The organism is Sphingobacterium sp. 1.A.4, assembly GCF_002734245.1.
GTDB lineage: Bacteria > Bacteroidota > Bacteroidia > Sphingobacteriales > Sphingobacteriaceae > Sphingobacterium > Sphingobacterium tenebrionis.
This window is the reverse complement of sequence record NZ_PEAZ01000107.1, coordinates 81007-101198: the sequence shown is the minus strand read 5'-3', so window position 1 is coordinate 101198 and position 20192 is coordinate 81007. Positions and strand designations below refer to the sequence as shown.

The window sequence follows — 20192 nt, the reverse complement described above, 5'->3', positions numbered from 1 at the left end:
TGTTGAATCCATGTAAAAAAACATATTTTTGTATAATAAACACATTTTATAGATAGTAGATGTCAGAAGGTAAAAGCATAAACTTGCTAAAAGCAGCAAAAGAACTCAACATTGGTATCGGGACCGCGGTGGAACATTTGGTGAAGAAAGGATTCGAAGTAGAATCTAAGCCAAATACAAAACTGAGCCCGGAGATGTATGGGGTTCTTTTGAAGGAGTTTCAAGGTGATAAGATTGTTAAAGACGAGGCAAAACAAATTGTTATTGGCAAGATCCGCCGTGAAGAAGGTCCTGTGGTAGGCAACGCAACACCTGCAAATGAGTCTACTGAAGAGAAGGAAACCCCTTCTGATGTGAAGGAGATTTTGATCAAGAATACTTCTACTGATACCCCTGCGAAGGAGGAGAAGAAAGAAGAGGAATCTCAATCTGCTTTGAAGGTGGTTGGAAAGATTGATCTGGATAGTTTGAAGCGTGGCGCTAAGCCTGCTCCGAAAGAGGAGCCGAAAGCAGAGCAGCCTAAAGCGGAAGAACCAAAGCCTGAGCAGCCGAAGCAAGAGCAGCCAAAACCAGAACCTGTGAAGGAACCGGTAAAAGAGGTAGCGAAAGAAGAGGTGAAAGAGAAGGTAGAAGAGAAGCCTGTGGAAAAAGCTCCGGTTCAAGAAGAGGTCAAAAAACCTGAACCTCCTAAGGTAGAAGAAAAACCAAAAATAGAAGCTAAAAAAGAGGAGCATGTGAAAGCTCCAGTTGAAACACCTGTGAAAAAAGAAGAACCTGCTGTAAAACCTACAGAAGCAAAACCTAATCGTCCACAAGGTCAGGACGATGTGATTCGTGCGCGTTCAGAAACATTGAGTGGCCCTAAAGTGGTTGGTAAGATTCAATTACCGGCTGCAAGACCAAACAAACCTGTTGCGTCATCTTCCAACAATGCTGGAAACAATAACGACAACAAGCGTAAGCGCAAGCGTACGAACAAGCCATTAGGAGCGGGTTCAGACGGGAATCAACAGAACAATAACAACAACAATAACAACAGACAGGATGGAAACAACCGTCCGCCACACCAAGGAGGTCAAAACCAAAACCAAGGTGGTAACAGACCACACAATAGAGGTGGAAACCATCCGAACGATCGCCATGGAAACAAAGGTCGCCATGATAACAGAGGTCCTAGAAAACCGGAGGTAGCGAAAGAAGAGCCATCGGAAAAAGAGATCCAAGATCAAATCAAGGCAACATTGGCTCGTTTGAGCGGTGCTGGTAAGTCTGGTAAATTTGCACAACGTGCGAAGTTACGTCGTCAGAAACGTGATGATATAGCGACTTCTGCGGAAGAGGCAGCATTGGAACAAGAAATGATGTCGAAGGTATTGCGCGTTACGGAGTTCGTAACGGCAAACGAATTGGCAAACTTAATGGATGTTCCAGTAACGCAGGTTATTGCAACCTGTATGAGCCTGGGTATGTTCGTGTCCATCAACCAACGTTTGGATGCGGAGACCTTATCCATTGTTGCGGAAGAATTCGGATACCAAATTGAATTTATCAAACCAGAGGATGAGGAAGTAGCTGAGTTGGAAGAACCAGATACAGAATCACGTTTGGTTCCTCGTGCCCCGATCGTTACGGTTATGGGACACGTTGACCACGGTAAAACATCGTTATTGGACTTTATCCGTAAAGCAAATGTAACCAAAGGAGAAGCGGGGGGTATTACCCAGCACATTGGTGCCTATGCGGTTCAATTGGAAGATGGTAAGAAATTAACCTTCTTAGATACACCGGGTCACGAAGCCTTTACGGCGATGCGTGCTCGTGGTGCGAAGGTAACAGATATTGTAATCATCGTTATTGCAGCGGATGACGCGGTAATGCCTCAAACAAAAGAGGCCATCAACCACGCGATGGCAGCAGGAGTTCCTATCATCTTTGCCTTTACCAAGGTAGATAAACCAGGAGCAAATGCAGATCGGATCCGTGAGCAATTATCTGCGATGAATATCTTGGTAGAGGATTGGGGTGGTAAATACCAGGCTCAAGAGATCTCTGCGAAGACAGGTGAGAATGTTGACCTACTATTAGAGAAAGTACTATTAGAAGCGGAGATGTTGGAACTGAAAGCCGATCCTAAGAAACGTGCGGTTGGTTCTGTAATCGAAGCTGCTTTGGATAAAGGTAGAGGTATTGTGACTACGGTATTGGTACAAGGCGGTACTTTACGTGTGGGAGATCCTATTCTTGCCGGTTCTTATTCCGGTAAGGTGAAGGCATTGACCAACGAACGTGGAGAACGAGTTAAAGAAGCTGGACCATCGATTCCGGTACAGATCTTAGGTATGTCTGGTGCGCCGACTGCAGGTGATAAACTTTATGTGTTAGAATCTGAATCGGAAGCTCGCCAAGTGGCAAACAAACGTCTACAATTGCAACGTGAGCAAGGTATGCGTGCTACGAAACATATTACCTTGGATGAAATCGGTCGTCGTTTGGCAATCGGTAACTTTAAGGAACTTAACATCATTGTTAAAGGTGATGTGGATGGTTCGATTGAGGCATTATCTGACTCCTTGTTGAAATTATCTACGGATGAGATCCAAGTAAATATTATCCACAAATCGGTGGGTGCGATTTCTGAATCCGATGTATTATTGGCATCAGCTTCTGATGCGATCATCATCGGTTTCCAAGTACGTCCTACGCAAGGAGCACGTAAGTTGGCAGAGAATGAGCAGATCGATATCCGTTTATACTCCATCATCTACGATGCGATCGAAGAGATCAAATCGGCGATGGAAGGTATGTTGGCACCGAAACTTGAGGAGAAAATCGTTGCTGAGGTGGAGATCCGCGAAACCTTCAAGATTTCGAAAGTGGGTACCATCGCCGGATGTATGGTCTTGGAAGGAAAGATCAACAGAAACAACGACATCCGAATCATTCGTGAAGGCGTCGTGATCCATACAGGTAGATTGGCTTCCTTGAAACGTTTCAAAGACGATGTGAAAGAGGTTGCTCAAGGTTACGAATGTGGTCTGAACATCGATCGTTTCAATGATATCCAAGTAGGCGATATTGTAGAGGCATTCGAGCAAGTAGAAGTAAAACGTAAGCTTTAATCAGCTTGACAACAATAAAGCAATCCTGACCAGCAATGGTCAGGATTTTTTTTTATTATCTTTGGCACATGTACAAATTCAGTGTTTCCGAGATCATACAACAGCCAAACCAAAATGTGTCTATACGGTTTAACGATCTATCCGGAGAATTTCCAAGCTACAAGGCCGGTCAGTTCCTGACCTTATCTTTTCAATTTGGTGAAAGGGAGGTACGGAGATCCTATTCCTTCAGTAGTTCCCCTGTTTTGGATGAGCCTTATGAAATCACGGTTAAACGGGTTGAGAATGGCGAGATATCGCGACTATTGCACCATAAATTAGCTGTAGGGGATCAGATCGACGTGATGGAGCCTCAAGGGCTGTTTACCTATGAACCCTCTGAATCCAACGATTATACCTTGTTTCTATTTGCTGCTGGAGTGGGGATTACACCCTTGTTTTCTATATTGAAAACTGCTTTGACTGCTGAATCCAAAAGTAAGATTGTATTGGTGTACAGTAACAGCTCTAAAGAGCAGACCATATTTTACGAGGAGCTGTTGGAATGGCAAGCCAAATATCCGGATCGTTTGCACATTGAATTTATCTGGTCGAATGTGAAGAACCTTCTCAAGGCGCGATTGAACAGGGAATATATCTTAGAACTGGTTAAAACCCATGTGCTTGCTGGGGAGAAAATCCTTGCTTACATGTGTGGACCACTCTTCTATATGGACTTGGTTCGTTTTACCTTATTGGGAATGGGCATACCTGATGAAGACATCCGCAAAGAAATCTTCTTTTTTCCGGAGGAAGAAGAGGATGAAGATGAGAAAGAAGAAGAGCCGGTTGATACGACAAGTTATCAGGTTATTTTGAAATTCCAAGGTCAGGAACATGAGTTGACCATCCCGTATAATAAGACGGTTCTGGATGTTGGGTTGGAACATAAATTAAAACTTCCCTATTCCTGTAAATCCGGTATGTGCAGTACCTGCATTTCACAGGTTACAGCAGGTTCTGTGCGGATGGATTATAACGAGGTATTGACGGACAATGAAGTGGCTAGGGGGCGTTGTTTGATCTGTGTTTCCCATCCTTTGGAGGAAGGGACTACTATCGAGGTTCAATAAGCGGGATCCGAGGTTCAATAACCGGGAGCTGGCAGCCTAATGCCTTATTGAGATCTTTGGCAAATTGTTGGGATAGGAATGTAGTGTCTTGGTCTATTTTCTGGTGGATGAAGAAATAAACTTCTTGAAGACCGAGGTTCTTCCATTCCTTAAGCCGGATGACCCATGCGTCCAATCTTGCTTTATCGAGAATGGGATTGGTGGAAACAAATCGGATAAAAGCGGTGGGCGAGGTGAGGGGCATCTTCAATAAATCACGCCTTCCGGGTGTATCCACAATGATTCCGGTTTTCTTGGTCTTTCTATATATTTCTGTGAGTTGATTAAGGATCTGGGCATCAGAAAACCATTCTTCATGCCTTACTTCCACGGCCAAGGGATAACCTTTTGGAAACCGAGTTAGAAAGTCCTCCAAGCGATCGATGTTCTTTGGACGAAAGTTCTCCGGCATCTGCAAAAAGGCCATGCCCAGGTTCTCCTCAAAGAAAACCGTTGCATCTACAAAACTCAAAACCTTCTCGTCGGTATTGATCAATCTGGAATAATGGGAAATACTATTCGTTATCTTCGGACAGAATTTGAAATTCTCCTGCGTTCTGTTCTTCCATTTGATGACCTGTTCTTTTGTAGGCATCCTATAAAATGGACCGTTGAATTCCAATGCATTGAAATAGCTGGAGTAGTAAGGCAATTCATCCTTCGTGCCCCTTGGATAGAAACCTTTTAGATCCGCCTTTGACCATTTCGGATAACCCAAATACAGCTGAAAAGATTCTTTATTTTTGATCTGCTTTAGAAAGTCTTGACTTTCCTGATCAATTTCCGGCAAACTAAAATCAATGGATGATGGATCATCAACTCGTCCAAACTTCATACTAAACCCCCTCTTTAATAGCTTGCAATTTAACGGATATTATCTTCCTTTGGAAATCATTTCCAAGGCTTTTTCAATAAAGGGATCATTACGATTTTTAACATCTTCCCAAGAATAACCTACTTCCACATCAGGCTGGACACCTAACAGGTGGTGCTTAGTTCCATCAGAATTGACAACCTTTATACCTGAAAAGGAAACCTGTATTCCGCCTGGAAGATGTAGTATGTTGATATTGCCATTGGCACCAGCTGTGGGTTTTCCGATGATGGGGCCAATCTTTCCAAACTTTACCCAATCCAGAATGCTTTCTGGAGAACTTTGGGTAGCTTGGGCGGCAAGAAAATAGAATTTTGCTTGCGGGTGGTTTTCTTCAGGAAAGAGGTAATCTTTTCTGACCACAAACTTTTTATTCGTTGGAGAAAGAATGTGGTAGCTTAAGAAATGGTCAGAAACGAGGGTGTCTTTCACTAGTCTTCCCAATAGATTTTTTTCCTCCACATCGATGTTTGAATACCCTCGAAGATCGAATATAATATGCATCTGGGGATCATCAATATACCTCAATAGCGTATCATTCACTGGATTCTTGGAAAAGTTGAAATAGTAGGTGCTATCATTTAACAATTTATTGTCTGTGCTTTCCAGGAAGGAGGTGTACAGAAATCTATCTTGCTGTTGGTGATCCCTTATGCTTTCGATTTTTTTCTTTTTCTTGGATATGGGATCCATAAAGACCAACTTAGCCAGCGAGTTTTTTGGGCCGTACAATAAATGGAATTCTCCCGCTCTAACGATGAGATTAGCTTCTGAGCCTGATCCAAAATACTTTTGGGTTTTCCATAGTTCTGGGATGGTTTTTCCATCGATGCTCAGCAGTTGGTCGCCAATTTGGATCTTATCTTTTAGGTTGTCGTTATGGATATTCTGAATATAATAATTTCCATCGACATGGATGATGGTAATGGGTACAGTATGGGTATACAGATCTTCCGTGATGAGATTGGTGAATAAGATATGCGCATCCTGGTAGGTATGTAGTATTTTTCGAAGGCTAAGATCATATTCCAATAGATCTTTAGAGGCTAGTACCTCCGCAAGGGTGTTTCTTAAGAGTTCTTCGGCTTCTTTTTCAGATAACGTATTGTAAACATAGGCGGTTTGAAAAATATTCCAAATACTGATTACATTAGCTAACCTTACATTCATGTCTTTTTGGTTCTCGGGACTGAATAAAGGGTAAGGTAATTTCTTTACATATGGTCCATTCCAAAAATTGGAAACAGGTCTTGGGTAGGTGTGTTTTTCATCGGCATAAACGGCCAATGGAAAACTGATCTTCAATCGATCTGATAGTTGAAGGGATACAGAATCTCCAATCTGATTCTCTTCTTCGAATATTTTTTGGTCGTTTTCAATGATCCGCATGGTGAATTGTGGTTTAGCCATATTCATCGTATCGGTCAACTCTTTTATACTAAAGCTCTTGCCTTCAATGCTTATGCTGTCTGATGAGAGGTTTAATTTTCCGATATCATCCATAATCCCCATTTCAATCTGCAAATGAGTTGCCCCTTGCGGGAGGGTGTCGCTTAGGTAAAAGACCCCATTTTCTTCCTTTAGATGATGGCTGGCTCTCAAATCCATTTTTTGGAAGGTTTGGATCAACCTATCTTTATCGGTAGCATAAGAGAATTTGAGTTGGAAAGGCTTGCCTTGAAGGCCATCCGGAATTCGAATGTTTACAAAATTAAAATAGTTTAGCCAGAAATCGGATAACAAGGACCTTCTGTTCAACCTAATACTTTTGAAAGCACCGTTGATATTACTATAGAGGTCCATCCCCCTTTGCTGCTTACTAACAACCCTATTTTTAATTTCTCTTGCTGGAGGTAAAGCAAGAATCGTATTCCCATAGGTCATTTTCAAGGAGGGTTCAAGTGGAAGAAAAAATTTAAGAAGAGAATCTGCTAAGGCTTTTTCTGATGGAGCAGCACGGCTTAACCGAACGCCCTCGACCATCACGGCATCCCATCCAGGTGAGATTAAAATGCTATCCACCATATCGGTCGGTGAAAAATGTCGAATGGCCCCTGCAACTTTGGCAAAGGCAGTTAATCGATCAATCTCCTCTTGGTGCTGCTGTGCCTGTGCAGGTAGTTGTAAAGAAGTAAGGCAGGTAAATGCTATAAAGGCTAAGAATCTGTTCATCATAATAAATCGGTTGTATAAAGTATCTACCTTCGAAAGTCTTAATTTCTTGATAGACATCAAAATACAACCGATTTATTTATGTTTTTTTAACGAATAATCCTTTTCTAGGGCTGGCTTATTTCAATTTATGTTTTACCCCTGTAAACGTCATTTTTACCGGAATGATCAATCCATCCTTATCAAATTTCATTTCATCAATACAGGTTTCTCGTTCATTCGCCGCTTTTTTGCCCAATGGACGACGATGGTAGACGATATAGTATTTATCCTTTTTCGGGATCTTAATCACCGAATGATGTCCGGCACTGGTAGCAACCTCTGGATCAGATTCCAATATGGTTCCTATGCGTTTAAAAGGGCCAAATGGCGAGTCTGAAATCGCGTAAGCAACCTTGTAATTTGGCAATCCCCAGCCACCTTCTGACCACATAAAATAATATTTACCATTTTTGATGAACATAAATGGTCCCTCCACATAGTTTTCCGGGGTAATTTCCTTATAGATGGTTCCATCTGGGAAGGGAACAATGCTTTTGAAATCATCACTCAATTTCACCACATTGCAATGTCTCCATCCGCCATAGTACATGTAATGTTGTCCATCCTTATCCTTAAAAACAAACTGATCTATCGGTTGGGCGCCATTTACGATGTCGCTAATAAGCGGTTTACCGATCAAGTCTTTGTAAGGTCCCTCGGGTTTATCGGCAACTGCTACGCCAATTCCACCTACTTCCCCTTGATGAACATCATTGGCCCCAAAGAAAAAATAATATTTACCCTTATGATGGACCACACTTGGCGCCCACATGGCTTTATGCGCCCAACTTACATTACTGTTTGTCAACACCTTTTCATGTTTCTTCCAGTTCACCAGATCCTTGGAGGAGAAGGCGTCGAAAAAAATCTGTTTTTCGTAGGGAGCAGAGTAAGTAGGGAAAATCCAATATTCTTTGTTGAGGATCATCCCTTCCGGATCGGCATACCATCCAGGAATAACAGGGTTCTGTTGAGCGAGCGCCGTTGAAGAAAATAAACAGGCAAAAAGTAACGATTTGAAATAGGTAGATTTCATTGATTAAAGGTTTTAGTTGGTTTAAATATACAAAAAAGAGCTAACCTTAGGTTAGCTCAAAACAACTGATTTTGGATTATATATAAAGAAATTACAATTTGTATAAAGAAATTACAATTTGGATTTAAAGAATTATTATTTGATAGGGTAAGTCACTACGACATTGCTGATTTTCCATCCATCTTTCGAATTACATAACGTAACGTAATCGTTTCTGGTAAAGTTTTCAAAGGTCGTGGTGATCTGCACGATGCTACAATCTTCATTCTTCTCAATGAATTTGTAATCGGATTCACATTCCATTTTTACATTTTTCAAGGATTTCAAATACTTTATCATAGCTTTTTTCTTGATGTTCTCCGAGCTGCGGCTGTTTGGCGTAGAGTAATAGAAATCGTTGGTGAACATGTGGTCTACCAATTCGATATTTCCTCTTAGGGTAGCATCGATATAGTGGTCTACAATGGTTTCTACTTTGGCAAATTTAACTGGTCCTTCCATTTCATTTGCAAATAATGTACTTGATAAAAAAGTCATTACGGTGGTTACGATTAAAGTGATTAGCTTTTTCATATCTTTTTATTTTTTTTTGTGGTTAATTGTTCTAATTATTTGATTCAAAGGTATATGGAAAAGCAACGCCCAAACATAGCGTTTAGGCGTAATCACATTAATTTTCGGTGAATCCCCGAAAAATTTCGGCGAAATTATTTTGCATTTAAGAAGAATCGATGAAAGAATGCCTTTCTACCCAATTTTAAAGGAGGTCATCGTCAAAGCACCAGCAACTGCAGCATCATTAAAGATGGTCAACTCCTCATTTTTCTCCTGAAGAGCCAAAGCATACAGCATTGGTATATAATGTTCAGGAGTAGGAATGGCCAATTGGAACTCTTTTCCCTGTTTATGGAAATCTATTAAAGGTGCATGGTTTCCGGAATTGATATATTCCTTCATTTTTTCATTGGCTGTCTGTGCCCAATCAAAAGCATAGCCTACCGTGTTCAGGTTTTTCCAGGAAACCAAGCCCAGGTTATGTACGATATTTCCAGAACCGATGATCAATACCCCTTTCCTTCTTAAGGCCGCCAATTCTTTGGCCAGCGCATAATGATGCGATGCGGGTTGGGTATAATCGATGCTCATTTGAATAATCGGAACATCCGCATTAGGGTAGAGGTGTTTAACGACCGACCAGGAACCATGGTCCAAGCCCCATTTCTCATCCAGATGAACCTCTTTACTGCCTACGATCTCTTTGACGGCCTGAGCAAGTTCAGGAGATCCCGGCGCAGGATATTGTACATCGAAGAGCGCTTGAGGGAATCCACCAAAATCATGGATGGTGGTTGGGTTTTCCATAGCGGTTACAAAGGTGCCTCTAGTTTCCCAGTGGGCAGAAACAACCAATATAGCGGTTGGTTTTTCGATTTCATGACTTATCTTCCTAAATCCCTGCACAAATTCGTTTTCCTCGATGGCATTCATCGGGCTACCGTGGCCCAGGAACAACACCGGCATCTTCGCCGTATGATTCAGCTCATCAACGAATTTATTTAAGCTATTTAACTTAACAGCCAATCCGGTAAGGGGAAGGGCGGCAGCTGCGGCAAGGAATTGTTTTCTGTTCATATCATCCATTTTCTTTGTCCTTTCTATTCTAATAATACAAAGGTCGCAAGAATTGGATGGTGGGTGGTATGAATATTCGGAAAAAAGATATGATAATTAAGAAATCAGTCGGCGCATTTCCTCTCGGAATTCCGATGGGGTCTGTCCGGCTTTCTTCTTGAATACGCTCGTGAAGTAAGCTTTATCGGTATATCCCAACTCAAAGCCAATCTCTGCTACGGTTTTGTCTGTGCTGAGCAATAGGTTTTTGGCCTCGATCAACTTTCTGGTTTCGATGATTTCGGACACCGATTGTTGGAGGATATTTTGGGTGATAGTGTTCAGGTTTCGAGCGCTCATGAATAATTTCTCCGCATAATACGCTACTCCTTCTGGTCTTCTGAAATTCTCCTCCAAAATGCTTAGGAAGTTTTTAAACGTTGTATCCTGGTTTTTGTAGAGTTGCAAGCTGTTCGGCTCCTGTTTCTGCCGTTCATCTTCAATCATGATAAATAAGCTGCTCAATAATTCTCTAACGATGGAAAGCGATGGCTTTTCCTGTCTCATTTCATCAGCGATCAGATTACAGATTATGATCAACCTATCAAAACATCTGCCTTCCTTAAATTGGAGGTTAGCATTCTCATGGTAATTGCTGTATAGGTTAAAGGTAGTTTCGGGTATAAATTCACTCTTGAAACGCAAAACCCAGTAAAAACATTCGCCATCAAGGAGCTCAGGAGATACACGGTGGATTTTTCCGCGGGTAACAAAACAAACGAAGGGAGCTTCATATTGATGGGTCTTAAAATCAATAAAATGCTCAATCTTTCCTTTTACACCGATAATTAGTTCTTCAAAATCGTGCTGGTGGGCTTCATTTAGGGAAGAATGAATTTTTTCCACTTCTTTTTCGTCAACTTGGTAGATTTTAAATAGATTTTCCATGTGATTTATCCCTTCTATCTTAAAATTGCATAAAATTTTAATAAATCAAAGCTTAAAATCTATATTTTTTATTTGAAGAGGCCCATTTCTGTAATGGGTATTTTTATCACTTACCAAAAAATGATGGTTCAAAGCTTTTTCGGATTCATGAAATATAAAATTTAATGAGTTTTTGTCAATAAAATCCTTTTTTAACAAAAATATTCTCAATAAAATTCAAATTTTATTTCATTTTTAATATTTAAAAACTATTTTTGATGTAATTAATTTAAATTTTATGGTTTTATCAGGTAAAAAGTCAATTATTCCTTCTCTTTTAATGGGTTTGGTGGTTATAATCTCCTTGTTTTTCACCAAAACACCCAAAATAAATGATACATCAAGCTATAATTATGCAGATATTGCTTGGATGCTTACCTCTACAGCATTAGTTTTGATCATGACACCTGGTTTAGCCTACTTTTATGGTGGAATGGTCAAAAAAAAGAATGTTATTTCTACCATGCTGCAGAGTTTTATCTGTATGGCGGTCGTTGCGGTAATTTGGGTGGTATTCGGATTTAGTCTCGTGTTTGGAGAATCACTCGGAGGGATCATCGGGAATCCATTTAGTTTTTTCATGTTCAATCAGGTATTGGAACATGAACCTTGGGAGGCTGCCGCAAGCATACCTTTTGCCTTATTCGCCATCTATCAATTGAAATTTGCGATTATAACCCCCGCTTTGATCACGGGAGCTTTTGCAGAACGCATCAGGTTCACTTCCTATGTGCTCTTCATTTGCCTCTTTTTCATTTTCATCTATGCACCATTGGCACATGCCACCTGGCATCCTTCCGGGATTCTCTTCAAAATGGGTGTGCTTGATTTTGCGGGCGGAACGGTGGTACACATGTCTGCAGGACTTACCGCCTTGGCATCGGCAATTTATCTAAAGCGGGGCAAAGACTATCAACAACATAACCCTGCGCGAATTACCTATGTGTTATTAGGAACAGGCATGCTCTGGTTTGGTTGGATAGGTTTCAATGCCGGATCTGCTTTTGGAGCGAATGCCCTAGCTGCTACCGCATTGATAACCACTTCCACCGCTTCGGGAGCAGCCGCTTTGACCTATATATTTTTGGATGCAGCCAAAGGCATAAAACCTTCAGCAATGGGGGTATGCATTGGTGCAGTGGTCGGTTTGGTCGCCATCACGCCAGCAGCAGGATTTGTTACCTTCGGACATTCCCTAGTTATCGGTTCGGTAGCCGCGGCGGTCAGTAAGTTTGTGATCGAATGGCGGACAAAATCCAGAATTGATGATACCCTGGATGTTTTTCCCAGCCATGGCGTGGGAGGGATGGTCGGTATGCTATTGACCGGTGTATTTGCCAGTAAGCACATCAATCCGGCCATACCGGATGATGGCCTTTTCTTTGGTGAGTGGAAATTATTCAACGCCCATGTGATAGGCCTACTTGGAGCGGCTGTTTTTACACTCGTTATGGCATTTTTGTTATTAAAAATTACAGATATGATTTCACCACTAAGGGTAACAGATGCCGAAGAAGAAGTCGGCCTGGACGTTTCTCAACACGGCGAAAAACTATAAGATTCTTTCCTATCCAATTTTCCTAAATTAGACCCTAATGATCAAAATCGTTAGGGTTTTTTCAATTAAACAAAACCATATGGATTATTTAGTGTTCTAATATTAAGATCAATAGGAAAAAAATATGCATTTTAAAAAATCAACCTTAATTGGGCTATTTTCAGCCGCTGTACTGTTTGCTACTAGTTGTAATTCCAACCAGAAAACAGATGGTGAAGGTACGGATCTGACACCTGTTGAAGGAAATGATCCAACCCGCTATAATCTTAATGAACCCGATAAGGATTTGATAGAATTGGATTCCTCCAAAATGGATTCCACCATTATAGATTCTGCTCAGTAAAAATCATTCTTTTATATTTTTGTTAGTCAAGCCTGAAGGTGTCATGCCCATCAGGCTTTTTTATTTATATTTACGGAAAATTAGTAGATATGAACCGCTTTCTCCTGCTCCTCTTGCTTATTCTTCAATTACCTGCAGCAATGGGGCAGCACCGCTTGGTAGGAACGGTTATCCATGGCGATACCAAGAAGCCAATTGCCGGCGCTTCCGTTTATATCAATAACTCTTCCATTGGGACGAGCACCGATAAATCCGGTAATTTCAGTTTGCATCTCGCTCAGGCTTCTGTTTATGAATTGGCCGTATCGGCAATGGGTTATCATGCCACAACGGTTCAAGAGCAAGTTCCTCAAGAAGGGAAATTGGAAATCTCCATGAAAGAGCGAGCGACCCAGATTGAGGAAGTGGTGGTCACGAATTATGTCAAAGATGGATGGTCGAAGTGGGGGCGTTATTTTACAGAAACATTGGTTGGACTGGGATATTATGCCGATCAGACCAAGATCCTAAATCCCGAAGTGGTCCGGTTCAGGTACAATCAGAAAGAGAAAATCTTAACCGCTTCCTGTACAGCTCCTTTAATCATCCGGAATGAAGGCCTTGGGTATGAGATTGTCTACGAATTGGTTAGGTACAGCTCCAACTTTACGACCAAATTCTTTTCCTACGCCGGAAATTCCTTTTTCCGGGACATCGGGAAGGGTAAGAAAAAATATATCCAAGCACGAAGAGATGTGTATGATCTCTCTTTCAAAAAGTTCCTAAGAGAAACCTTAAAAGGCGATTGGGAGAAAGAAGGTTATGTGGTTCGAAAATCGGTACATAAGGAAAATGAGGTTAAAAAGCAGGCGGATGAAAAATTGAAAGCCATCAATAAGGAGGTTTTTGAGAAATACAATTTTAACTTTAACCTCTATTATGCTTCCCAAAAAGAAGTTTTGCCCAGCCATGTAGAAGCCTTACGGGCGCAATCCCGACAGCACGAATCCATTACCTACCTGATGGGGATCATGAAGCCCCATCAGATCATTTCAGGAAGGGATACCGCCTTGGGATTAGTCCAGATAGATTTTCCTGACTATCTCTATATCATCTATCCTGAACGCTTTGCCAAATCCAAAAATCCTATGCTAAAGAAAGCCGCTTCGCAGGTAACTGAAGTATTTCTTCCGAATAAAGAAGGGATATTGCTGGATGTCTATGGAGGGTATTTCCCAACCAACAATTTGGTGATGATAGGGTACGGGGTAGCATATGCCAAATTGGGCTTCTTATTACCCTATGATTATGAAGAGCCCGAAAAATCCCGTAATAAATAATCCAAGCCCAATTTCTATGGAAATCCATGGATTTATGCTTAGCTTTATTGGATAAAATCACGAAATAATTCGCATAGAACAGGCTGCCCATGGGGATGTTAATTATAGGATGTATATTGGCTATCATCGTAGGGGTCACTCTCGGGATGATCGGAAGTGGGGGTACCATTCTTACCGTACCGATCCTGGTATACATCATGGGGGTAGACCCGGTATTAGCGACTACCTATTCCTTATTTGCCATAGGCATCACTTCTTTTATTGGCGGGACAAGAGGGATTATTAAAAAAGAAGCCGATATCAAAAAGGTGTTCAGCTTTGGGCTGCCATCCCTTATCGTTGTCTTCCTTACCCGATCCTTTATCCTTCCCTTGGTTCCAGAGGTTATACATATTGGTCCATATGCCATTCAACAGAATGTAGCTTTAATGATTGTGTTTTCCTTCGTGATGCTGGCATCATCGATCAGTATGATCCGGACAGCCCAAAAAGGAATCGAGACTCCTAAAGTAGCTCATGTGGTTCCTTTGGAAATCATTATTTTACAAGGTGCTTTTGTAGGGCTTATTACCGGATTGGTTGGAGCAGGAGGGGGATTCTTGATTATCCCTGCCTTGGTGAATTTTTACTTTTTACCCATGCGGAAGGCTGTAGCGACTTCCTTGATCATCATCACCATCAATTCCTTCTTCGGAGTCTTAGGGGATATCGAGAAATTTGCGGAATTTGATTGGAAATTATTGGGCTTTTATACCGCTGGAACCGTATTAGGAATTTTCATAGGCTTTGCCTTTGCCGATAAGGTATCCAATAAATCCCTAAAGATCAGCTTCGGCTATATGATCCTGTTGATCGGAGCTTACATCTTGGTCAGGGAAACCCTGTTGGCCTAGCATCCAATCAAAAATAGACAATCGTTTGCATGTAGCGTTTCAGAAAAGAAATCTGTATCTTGATGTACATCTAAAACCTAATCTTATGTTTCAAGCTAGAAATAAATGGATTACCCTGTTTTCCATAGCTGTTTTGAGCTGCCAGTTACAGCCTGCTTTAGCACAGCAGCGACCTGTTGTACCTGCCACTTTCCAGGAATTGCCTGATCCGACTTCGGATGTTCGTTCCGATTGGTCAGCCGTCAAATCTGGATTGCATTCTTCTTTTGTGAGTATAGATAAGCGTTATCCCAAATCGGTAGCTCCTCAAATTTCCGTAGATAAAGATCAAACGCTTATCGGATGGAAAGGCGAGCGTGTGTCGGCACAGGTTCTGATCTGGTCTGCCCATTCCCAAAAGGATTTAAAAGTAGAGGTGTCGGATTTTAAAGGCCAGAACAATTCCAGGATACCCTCCAACCAGTTTTCGGCAAGGTTCATACGTTATGTGATGACGGATGAATTTGCTTCAGGATGTGGCCATCGGAAACCGGAAGACTTCGCCTCCTCCCTTTCGCCTGATATGCTGGATAACCTCAGCAAAATGGATCTGGATGCAAAAACAGTAAGGCCCGTTTGGATTACGGTGAATATTCCGACCAACGCCAAGCCAGGGAAATATGAAGCAAGGGTAAGCGTTTCTTCAGCTAATCAGAAAACCCAGCAATTAAGCTTATCCCTGGAGGTCTTGAATGTACAGATGCCCAAGGTGGCGGATTGGACCTTCCACCTAGACCAATGGCAACATCCTTCTGCAGTGGCTAGGGTAGAAGGGCTTAAGGTGTGGAGCGATGAACATTTTGAAGCCATGAAACCTATTTATAAGCCCTTGGCCGAAGCGGGACAAAAGGTGATTACGGCAACCCTGAATAAGGATCCTTGGAATGTGCAGACCTATGATCCTTATGAGGATATGATCCTGTGGACAAAACAAAAGGATGGCTCTTGGAGCTATGATTATCAGATTTTTGATCGTTGGGTGCAGTTTATGATGGATATGGGCGTGAATAAGATGATCAATTGCTATTCCATTATTCCTTGGAACAATGAGATTCACTATCAGGATCAATCTTCCGGTAAACTAGTCAATGTAGTTGCTAAGCCTGGAACGCCTATTTTCGAAGAATTATGGACACCTTTCTTAAAAGATTTTGTAAAACATCTTCAAGGTAAGGGCTGGTTGGAGCGAACCAATATTGCGATCGATGAACGCGAGCGTGCGCAAATGGATGCAGCCTTTAGCCTAATGAAAAGGGTCGCTCCAGAATTGGGGATTTCCTATGCCGATAACCAGAAAACCTATCAACGGTATCCGGATAGCGAGGATATCAGTATCGCAGTAGGACATCCCTCCTCCCTGGAGGACCTGATCGATCGTAGGAACAGAGGATTGAATTCCACTTTTTACATCTGTTGCTCGGATGCTTTTCCAAATCAATTTACCTTTTCAGATCCGGCAGAATCCACCTATTTGGGCTGGTATGCATTGGCCTCTGGATTTGATGGCCTCTTAAGATGGGCCTATAATTCTTGGGTCGAAAACCCTTTGCAGGATTCCAGGTTCCGGACCTGGCCGGCTGGAGATACCTATATCATCTACCCGAAGGGCCGAAGTTCGATCCGTTTTGAGCGGATGCTGGAAGGGATCCAGGATTATGAAAAAGTATTGCTGCTTCAACAAGCCTTACAAAAGAAGGGCGATCATGAAGCCATGGAAGCCTTGGCAAATGCTATCGCCAAACTGAATAATCCAAAGCGATTTGAGGGATGGAATTCCGACCTGAATAAAGCCAAATCATTGCTGAACGAGCTGTCGAGAAAGCTTTAAATACCAATAGACCGTAAATAAATAGGGAAAGGCCAAGGGTCTTTCCCTATTTTGTTTTTAGGATAATTTTAATATATTTGAGAATACAATTAACGTTTTAGTAGCTTTAAAACGAGCTTTTCTTACGATATAAACCCTAATCAACACCTAAAAACAATATGAAAATAACGACAACATTTAGCAAGATTTTGATCTTGGGATTACTTTGTGGAGTATCCAGTTTGCCTTTGAAAGCACAGAACTGGCATCGTACCGATGAAGATCGTGCAGTGGCAGTTGAGGTGGATACCCTGAAGAAAAAGGGATTTACCTTAATTTGGATCAATAAGGAAAAGAATTTTGATCCAGCCTTGAAAAAACAACTGATTGACACCTATTTTACCAATTATCCGAAATTGGCCAAAACATTTAACAAGAATACACGCAAAGAAGTTACTTTTATTATTGATCCGGACTACAAAGGGGTGGCGGCTACGGCAGGAGGGATTGTTCGCTATAGTCCAGGTTGGTTTGCCAAGAATCCGAAGGATATCGACGTCGTAACCCATGAAGTGATGCATATTGTGCAGGCTTATCCAAATAATGCCGGGCCGTGGTGGATAACCGAAGGTATTGCCGACTACGTGCGCTTTAAATATGGTGTTGCCAATGAGGAAGGGAATTGGCGGTTGCCGGAATATAACCCAAAGCACAAATACACCGATTCCTACCGAATCACGGCACGTTTTTTTAATTGGATTGAAACGAAAGTAAAAAAGAACACCATGAAAAACCTTGATTTGGCAATGCGCTCAAAAAGTTATACTCCAGATTTTTGGGTAAAACAGACAGGTAAGACCATTGATCAATTATGGGAGGCATATGCTGCTAATCCTGCTATTTAAAGCAATTTATTATGAACATACACAGAAGAATATCGAGATTTCTATTTGCCGTGCTGATGCTACCTGCTTTTTCTTCCGCCCAGGAAGCGAATTTAGGTCAATATGTGAAGCCTTTGATCGGGACAGCAAAGATGGGGCATACTTTCCCCGGCGCCACGGTGCCCTTTGGGGCGGTTCAATTGAGCCCAGATACCGATACCATTCCTTACTCCGTCGACGGCAAATATACGGGAGATGTCTACCGTTATTGTGCAGGTTATCAGTACGATGACCCTACAATCGTTGGCTTTAGCCATACCCATTTCAGTGGCACCGGACATTCGGATCTGGGGGATATCCTGGTGATGCCGAGCCAAGGTAAGGTTTTGCTGAACCCTGGTACGGCCGATAGACCTCAGGATGGATACCGCTCGCCATACAGCCACGACAATGAAGTGGCGGAAACCAACTATTATAAAGTACGCTTGGATAAACATAATATTTTGGCCGAGTTGACAACGAGTACCAGGGTAGGCATGCATCGTTATACTTTCCCTTCCAATAAGCAATCCCATCTGGTATTGGATCTTACATCCGGAATCTACAATTACGATGGGAAAAACGTGTGGACAGTCGTTCGGGTATTGAACGATTCAACCATCACCGGTTTTCGCCAAACCAACGGATGGGCAAGAACGAGGACCGTTTATTTCGCGATAAAAACTTCGAAGGCTTTTAAGAACTATGGTGCCAAATATTTTGATAGCAACGTGCAGTACAAAGGCTTTTGGCGTAAATTCAATCAACAGGATAATTTCCCTGATCTAGCTGCCCATAACATCAAAATGCATTTGGATTTTGATACCGAAGCAGGCGAGCAGATCATGATGAAAGTGGCTCTGAGCCCCGTAAGCATGAAGAATGCATTGACCAATATGGAATTGGAAACCCCAAACTGGAACTTTGACCAAGTAGTAACGAAAGGAAAGCAGGCCTGGGAAGCGGAATTGGGGAAATTCAAGGTGGATATGTTGAATAAGGAAGATCTGATCAATTTCTACACCTCGGTTTATCATGCTAACCTGATGCCTACGGTTTATATGGACAGTAATGGTGAGTACAAAGGGTTGGATCAAGAAATCCATAAGGCAGAAGGATTTGTAAACTACACTTCTTTCTCGCTTTGGGATACTTTTAGGGCTTTCCATCCTTGGTTGAATTTAGTGGATCCAAAAAGGAATGCAGACATCGTTTCATCGATGATGGCACATTATGATCAATCGGTGCTGAAGATGCTTCCGATCTGGTCGCATTATGCCAATGATAACTGGTGTATGAGTGGCTATCATTCGGTTTCTGTGATCGTGGATGCCATCATGAAAGGTGTTTACCAAGGCGATGCAGAAGCTGCTTTGGCTGCTTGCGTACAGACTGCGAAGGCCAGAAGGTATGAAGGAATCGGTGAATATATGGATCTGGGCTATGTTCCGGATGATGTAAATGGGACATCGGTTTCCAATACCCTGGAATATGCCTATGATGATTGGTGTATCGCGCAGTTGGCGAAGAAATTAGGAAAAGCGGATATTGAAGCCGAATTTTCTAAACGAGCAGAAAATTGGAAGAACCTATACGATAAGCGGATTGGATTTATGCGTCCAAAGGATAGTAAGGGGAATTTCAGGGAGAAATTCGATGTACTGGAGACCCATGGTCAAGGCTTCATCGAGGGGAATACATGGAATTATTCGCTGTATGTGCCCCATCAGCCAAAGGAAATGATGGAGGTTATGGGCGGACAGAAACGTTTTGAAACCTATCTTGATTCCTTGTTTACTATGCACCTTCCAGATAAGTACTTTGAGCATACCGAGGATATTACTCGAGAAGGCATCATCGGAAATTACGTGCATGGAAATGAACCTTCGCACCATGTATCCTACCTTTATAATATCACCAAAAGCCCTTGGAAAACGCAAGAACGTGTAAGGCAGATTATTCGAAATCAGTACCATAATGGAGCTGCAGGATTGGGTGGAAATGACGATTGTGGACAGATGAGTGCTTGGTATCTGTTTACTTCCTTAGGTTTTTATCCGGTATCTCCAGGTTCAACAGCTTACTGGATCGGTAGTCCATTGGTGAAATCAGCCGAAGTAAAATTATCCGATGGAAAAGTTTTGAAAGTCCTGGCCAAGAACCAGTCGGAGAAGAATGTATATGTGCAGAAAGTCCTGTGGAATGGTACAGAGATTAAGGATTTCTTGATCAACCATGAGGATATCATAAAAGGAGGAGAGCTCAGCTTTTTGATGGGATCTAAACCTAAAAAATAAAAAATATTCCAAAGAAGAAGC

At 41.9% G+C, this 20192-nt stretch carries 15 protein-coding genes; 9 read left to right on the top strand and 6 right to left on the bottom strand.

Features of this window, described 5'->3' with window-relative positions; translation table 11 throughout:
* The first annotated feature begins 59 nt into the window (after positions 1-59).
* Complete coding sequence (gene infB, locus CRJ00_RS17120) at positions 60-3119, top strand: translation initiation factor IF-2 (protein ID WP_099367957.1); 3060 nt, start codon at positions 60-62, stop codon at positions 3117-3119.
* Between the two features lie 68 nt (positions 3120-3187).
* On the top strand, positions 3188-4231 hold the full coding sequence (locus CRJ00_RS17115; protein WP_099367956.1) for a ferredoxin--NADP reductase: 1044 nt from the start codon (positions 3188-3190) through the stop codon (positions 4229-4231).
* On the opposite strand, the gene CRJ00_RS17110 is transcribed toward CRJ00_RS17115, so the two are convergent.
* From CRJ00_RS17110 to CRJ00_RS17085, 6 genes are all read right to left on the bottom strand, one after another.
* Positions 4215-5105 carry a DUF72 domain-containing protein gene (locus tag CRJ00_RS17110; protein WP_099367955.1) on the bottom strand — a complete coding sequence of 297 codons (891 nt, stop codon included), beginning with the start codon at positions 5103-5105 and terminating at the stop codon, positions 4215-4217. The genes CRJ00_RS17115 and CRJ00_RS17110 overlap by 17 nt on opposite strands.
* A 39-nt stretch (positions 5106-5144) precedes the next feature.
* Positions 5145-7319, bottom strand: a complete 2175-nt coding sequence (locus tag CRJ00_RS17105) for a S41 family peptidase (protein ID WP_180268521.1) — start codon at positions 7317-7319, stop codon at positions 5145-5147.
* 115 nt (positions 7320-7434) lie between these two features.
* Entirely contained in the window at positions 7435-8394 is a 960-nt protein-coding gene (locus CRJ00_RS17100; protein ID WP_099367953.1) for a glycoside hydrolase family 43 protein, read from the bottom strand.
* A 135-nt stretch (positions 8395-8529) separates the two neighbouring features.
* Complete coding sequence (locus tag CRJ00_RS17095) at positions 8530-8967, bottom strand: nuclear transport factor 2 family protein (RefSeq protein WP_099367952.1); 438 nt, start codon at positions 8965-8967, stop codon at positions 8530-8532.
* A gap of 174 nt (positions 8968-9141) precedes the next feature.
* The gene (ygiD, locus tag CRJ00_RS17090; protein ID WP_099367966.1) at positions 9142-10026 is read right to left on the bottom strand and encodes a 4,5-DOPA dioxygenase extradiol; all 885 of its coding nucleotides are present in this window, start codon (positions 10024-10026) and stop codon (positions 9142-9144) included.
* Positions 10027-10122: 96 nt separating this feature from the next.
* The gene (locus CRJ00_RS17085) at positions 10123-10953 is read right to left on the bottom strand and encodes a helix-turn-helix domain-containing protein (protein WP_099367951.1); all 831 of its coding nucleotides are present in this window, start codon (positions 10951-10953) and stop codon (positions 10123-10125) included.
* Between the two features lie 277 nt (positions 10954-11230).
* Here CRJ00_RS17085 and CRJ00_RS17080 point away from each other — a divergent pair, with 277 nt between their 5' ends.
* From CRJ00_RS17080 to CRJ00_RS17050, 7 genes are all read left to right on the top strand, one after another.
* Positions 11231-12550, top strand: coding sequence for an ammonium transporter (locus CRJ00_RS17080; RefSeq protein WP_099367950.1), 1320 nt, complete (start codon positions 11231-11233; stop codon positions 12548-12550).
* 124 nt (positions 12551-12674) lie between these two features.
* Entirely contained in the window at positions 12675-12893 is a 219-nt protein-coding gene (locus tag CRJ00_RS17075; RefSeq protein ID WP_099367949.1) for a hypothetical protein, read from the top strand.
* 89 nt (positions 12894-12982) lie between these two features.
* On the top strand, positions 12983-14212 hold the full coding sequence (locus tag CRJ00_RS17070; protein WP_099367948.1) for a carboxypeptidase-like regulatory domain-containing protein: 1230 nt from the start codon (positions 12983-12985) through the stop codon (positions 14210-14212).
* An 89-nt stretch (positions 14213-14301) separates the two neighbouring features.
* Positions 14302-15105, top strand: coding sequence for a sulfite exporter TauE/SafE family protein (locus CRJ00_RS17065; RefSeq protein ID WP_218962242.1), 804 nt, complete (start codon positions 14302-14304; stop codon positions 15103-15105).
* Positions 15106-15190: 85 nt separating this feature from the next.
* Entirely contained in the window at positions 15191-16972 is a 1782-nt protein-coding gene (locus CRJ00_RS17060) for a DUF4091 domain-containing protein (protein ID WP_099367947.1), read from the top strand.
* 158 nt (positions 16973-17130) lie between these two features.
* A complete protein-coding gene (locus tag CRJ00_RS17055; protein WP_099367946.1) occupies positions 17131-17856 on the top strand; it encodes a basic secretory protein-like protein in 726 nt (241 codons plus the stop codon).
* Positions 17857-17867: 11 nt separating this feature from the next.
* On the top strand, positions 17868-20171 hold the full coding sequence (locus tag CRJ00_RS17050) for a GH92 family glycosyl hydrolase (RefSeq protein WP_099367945.1): 2304 nt from the start codon (positions 17868-17870) through the stop codon (positions 20169-20171).
* Positions 20172-20192: the final 21 nt, after the last annotated feature.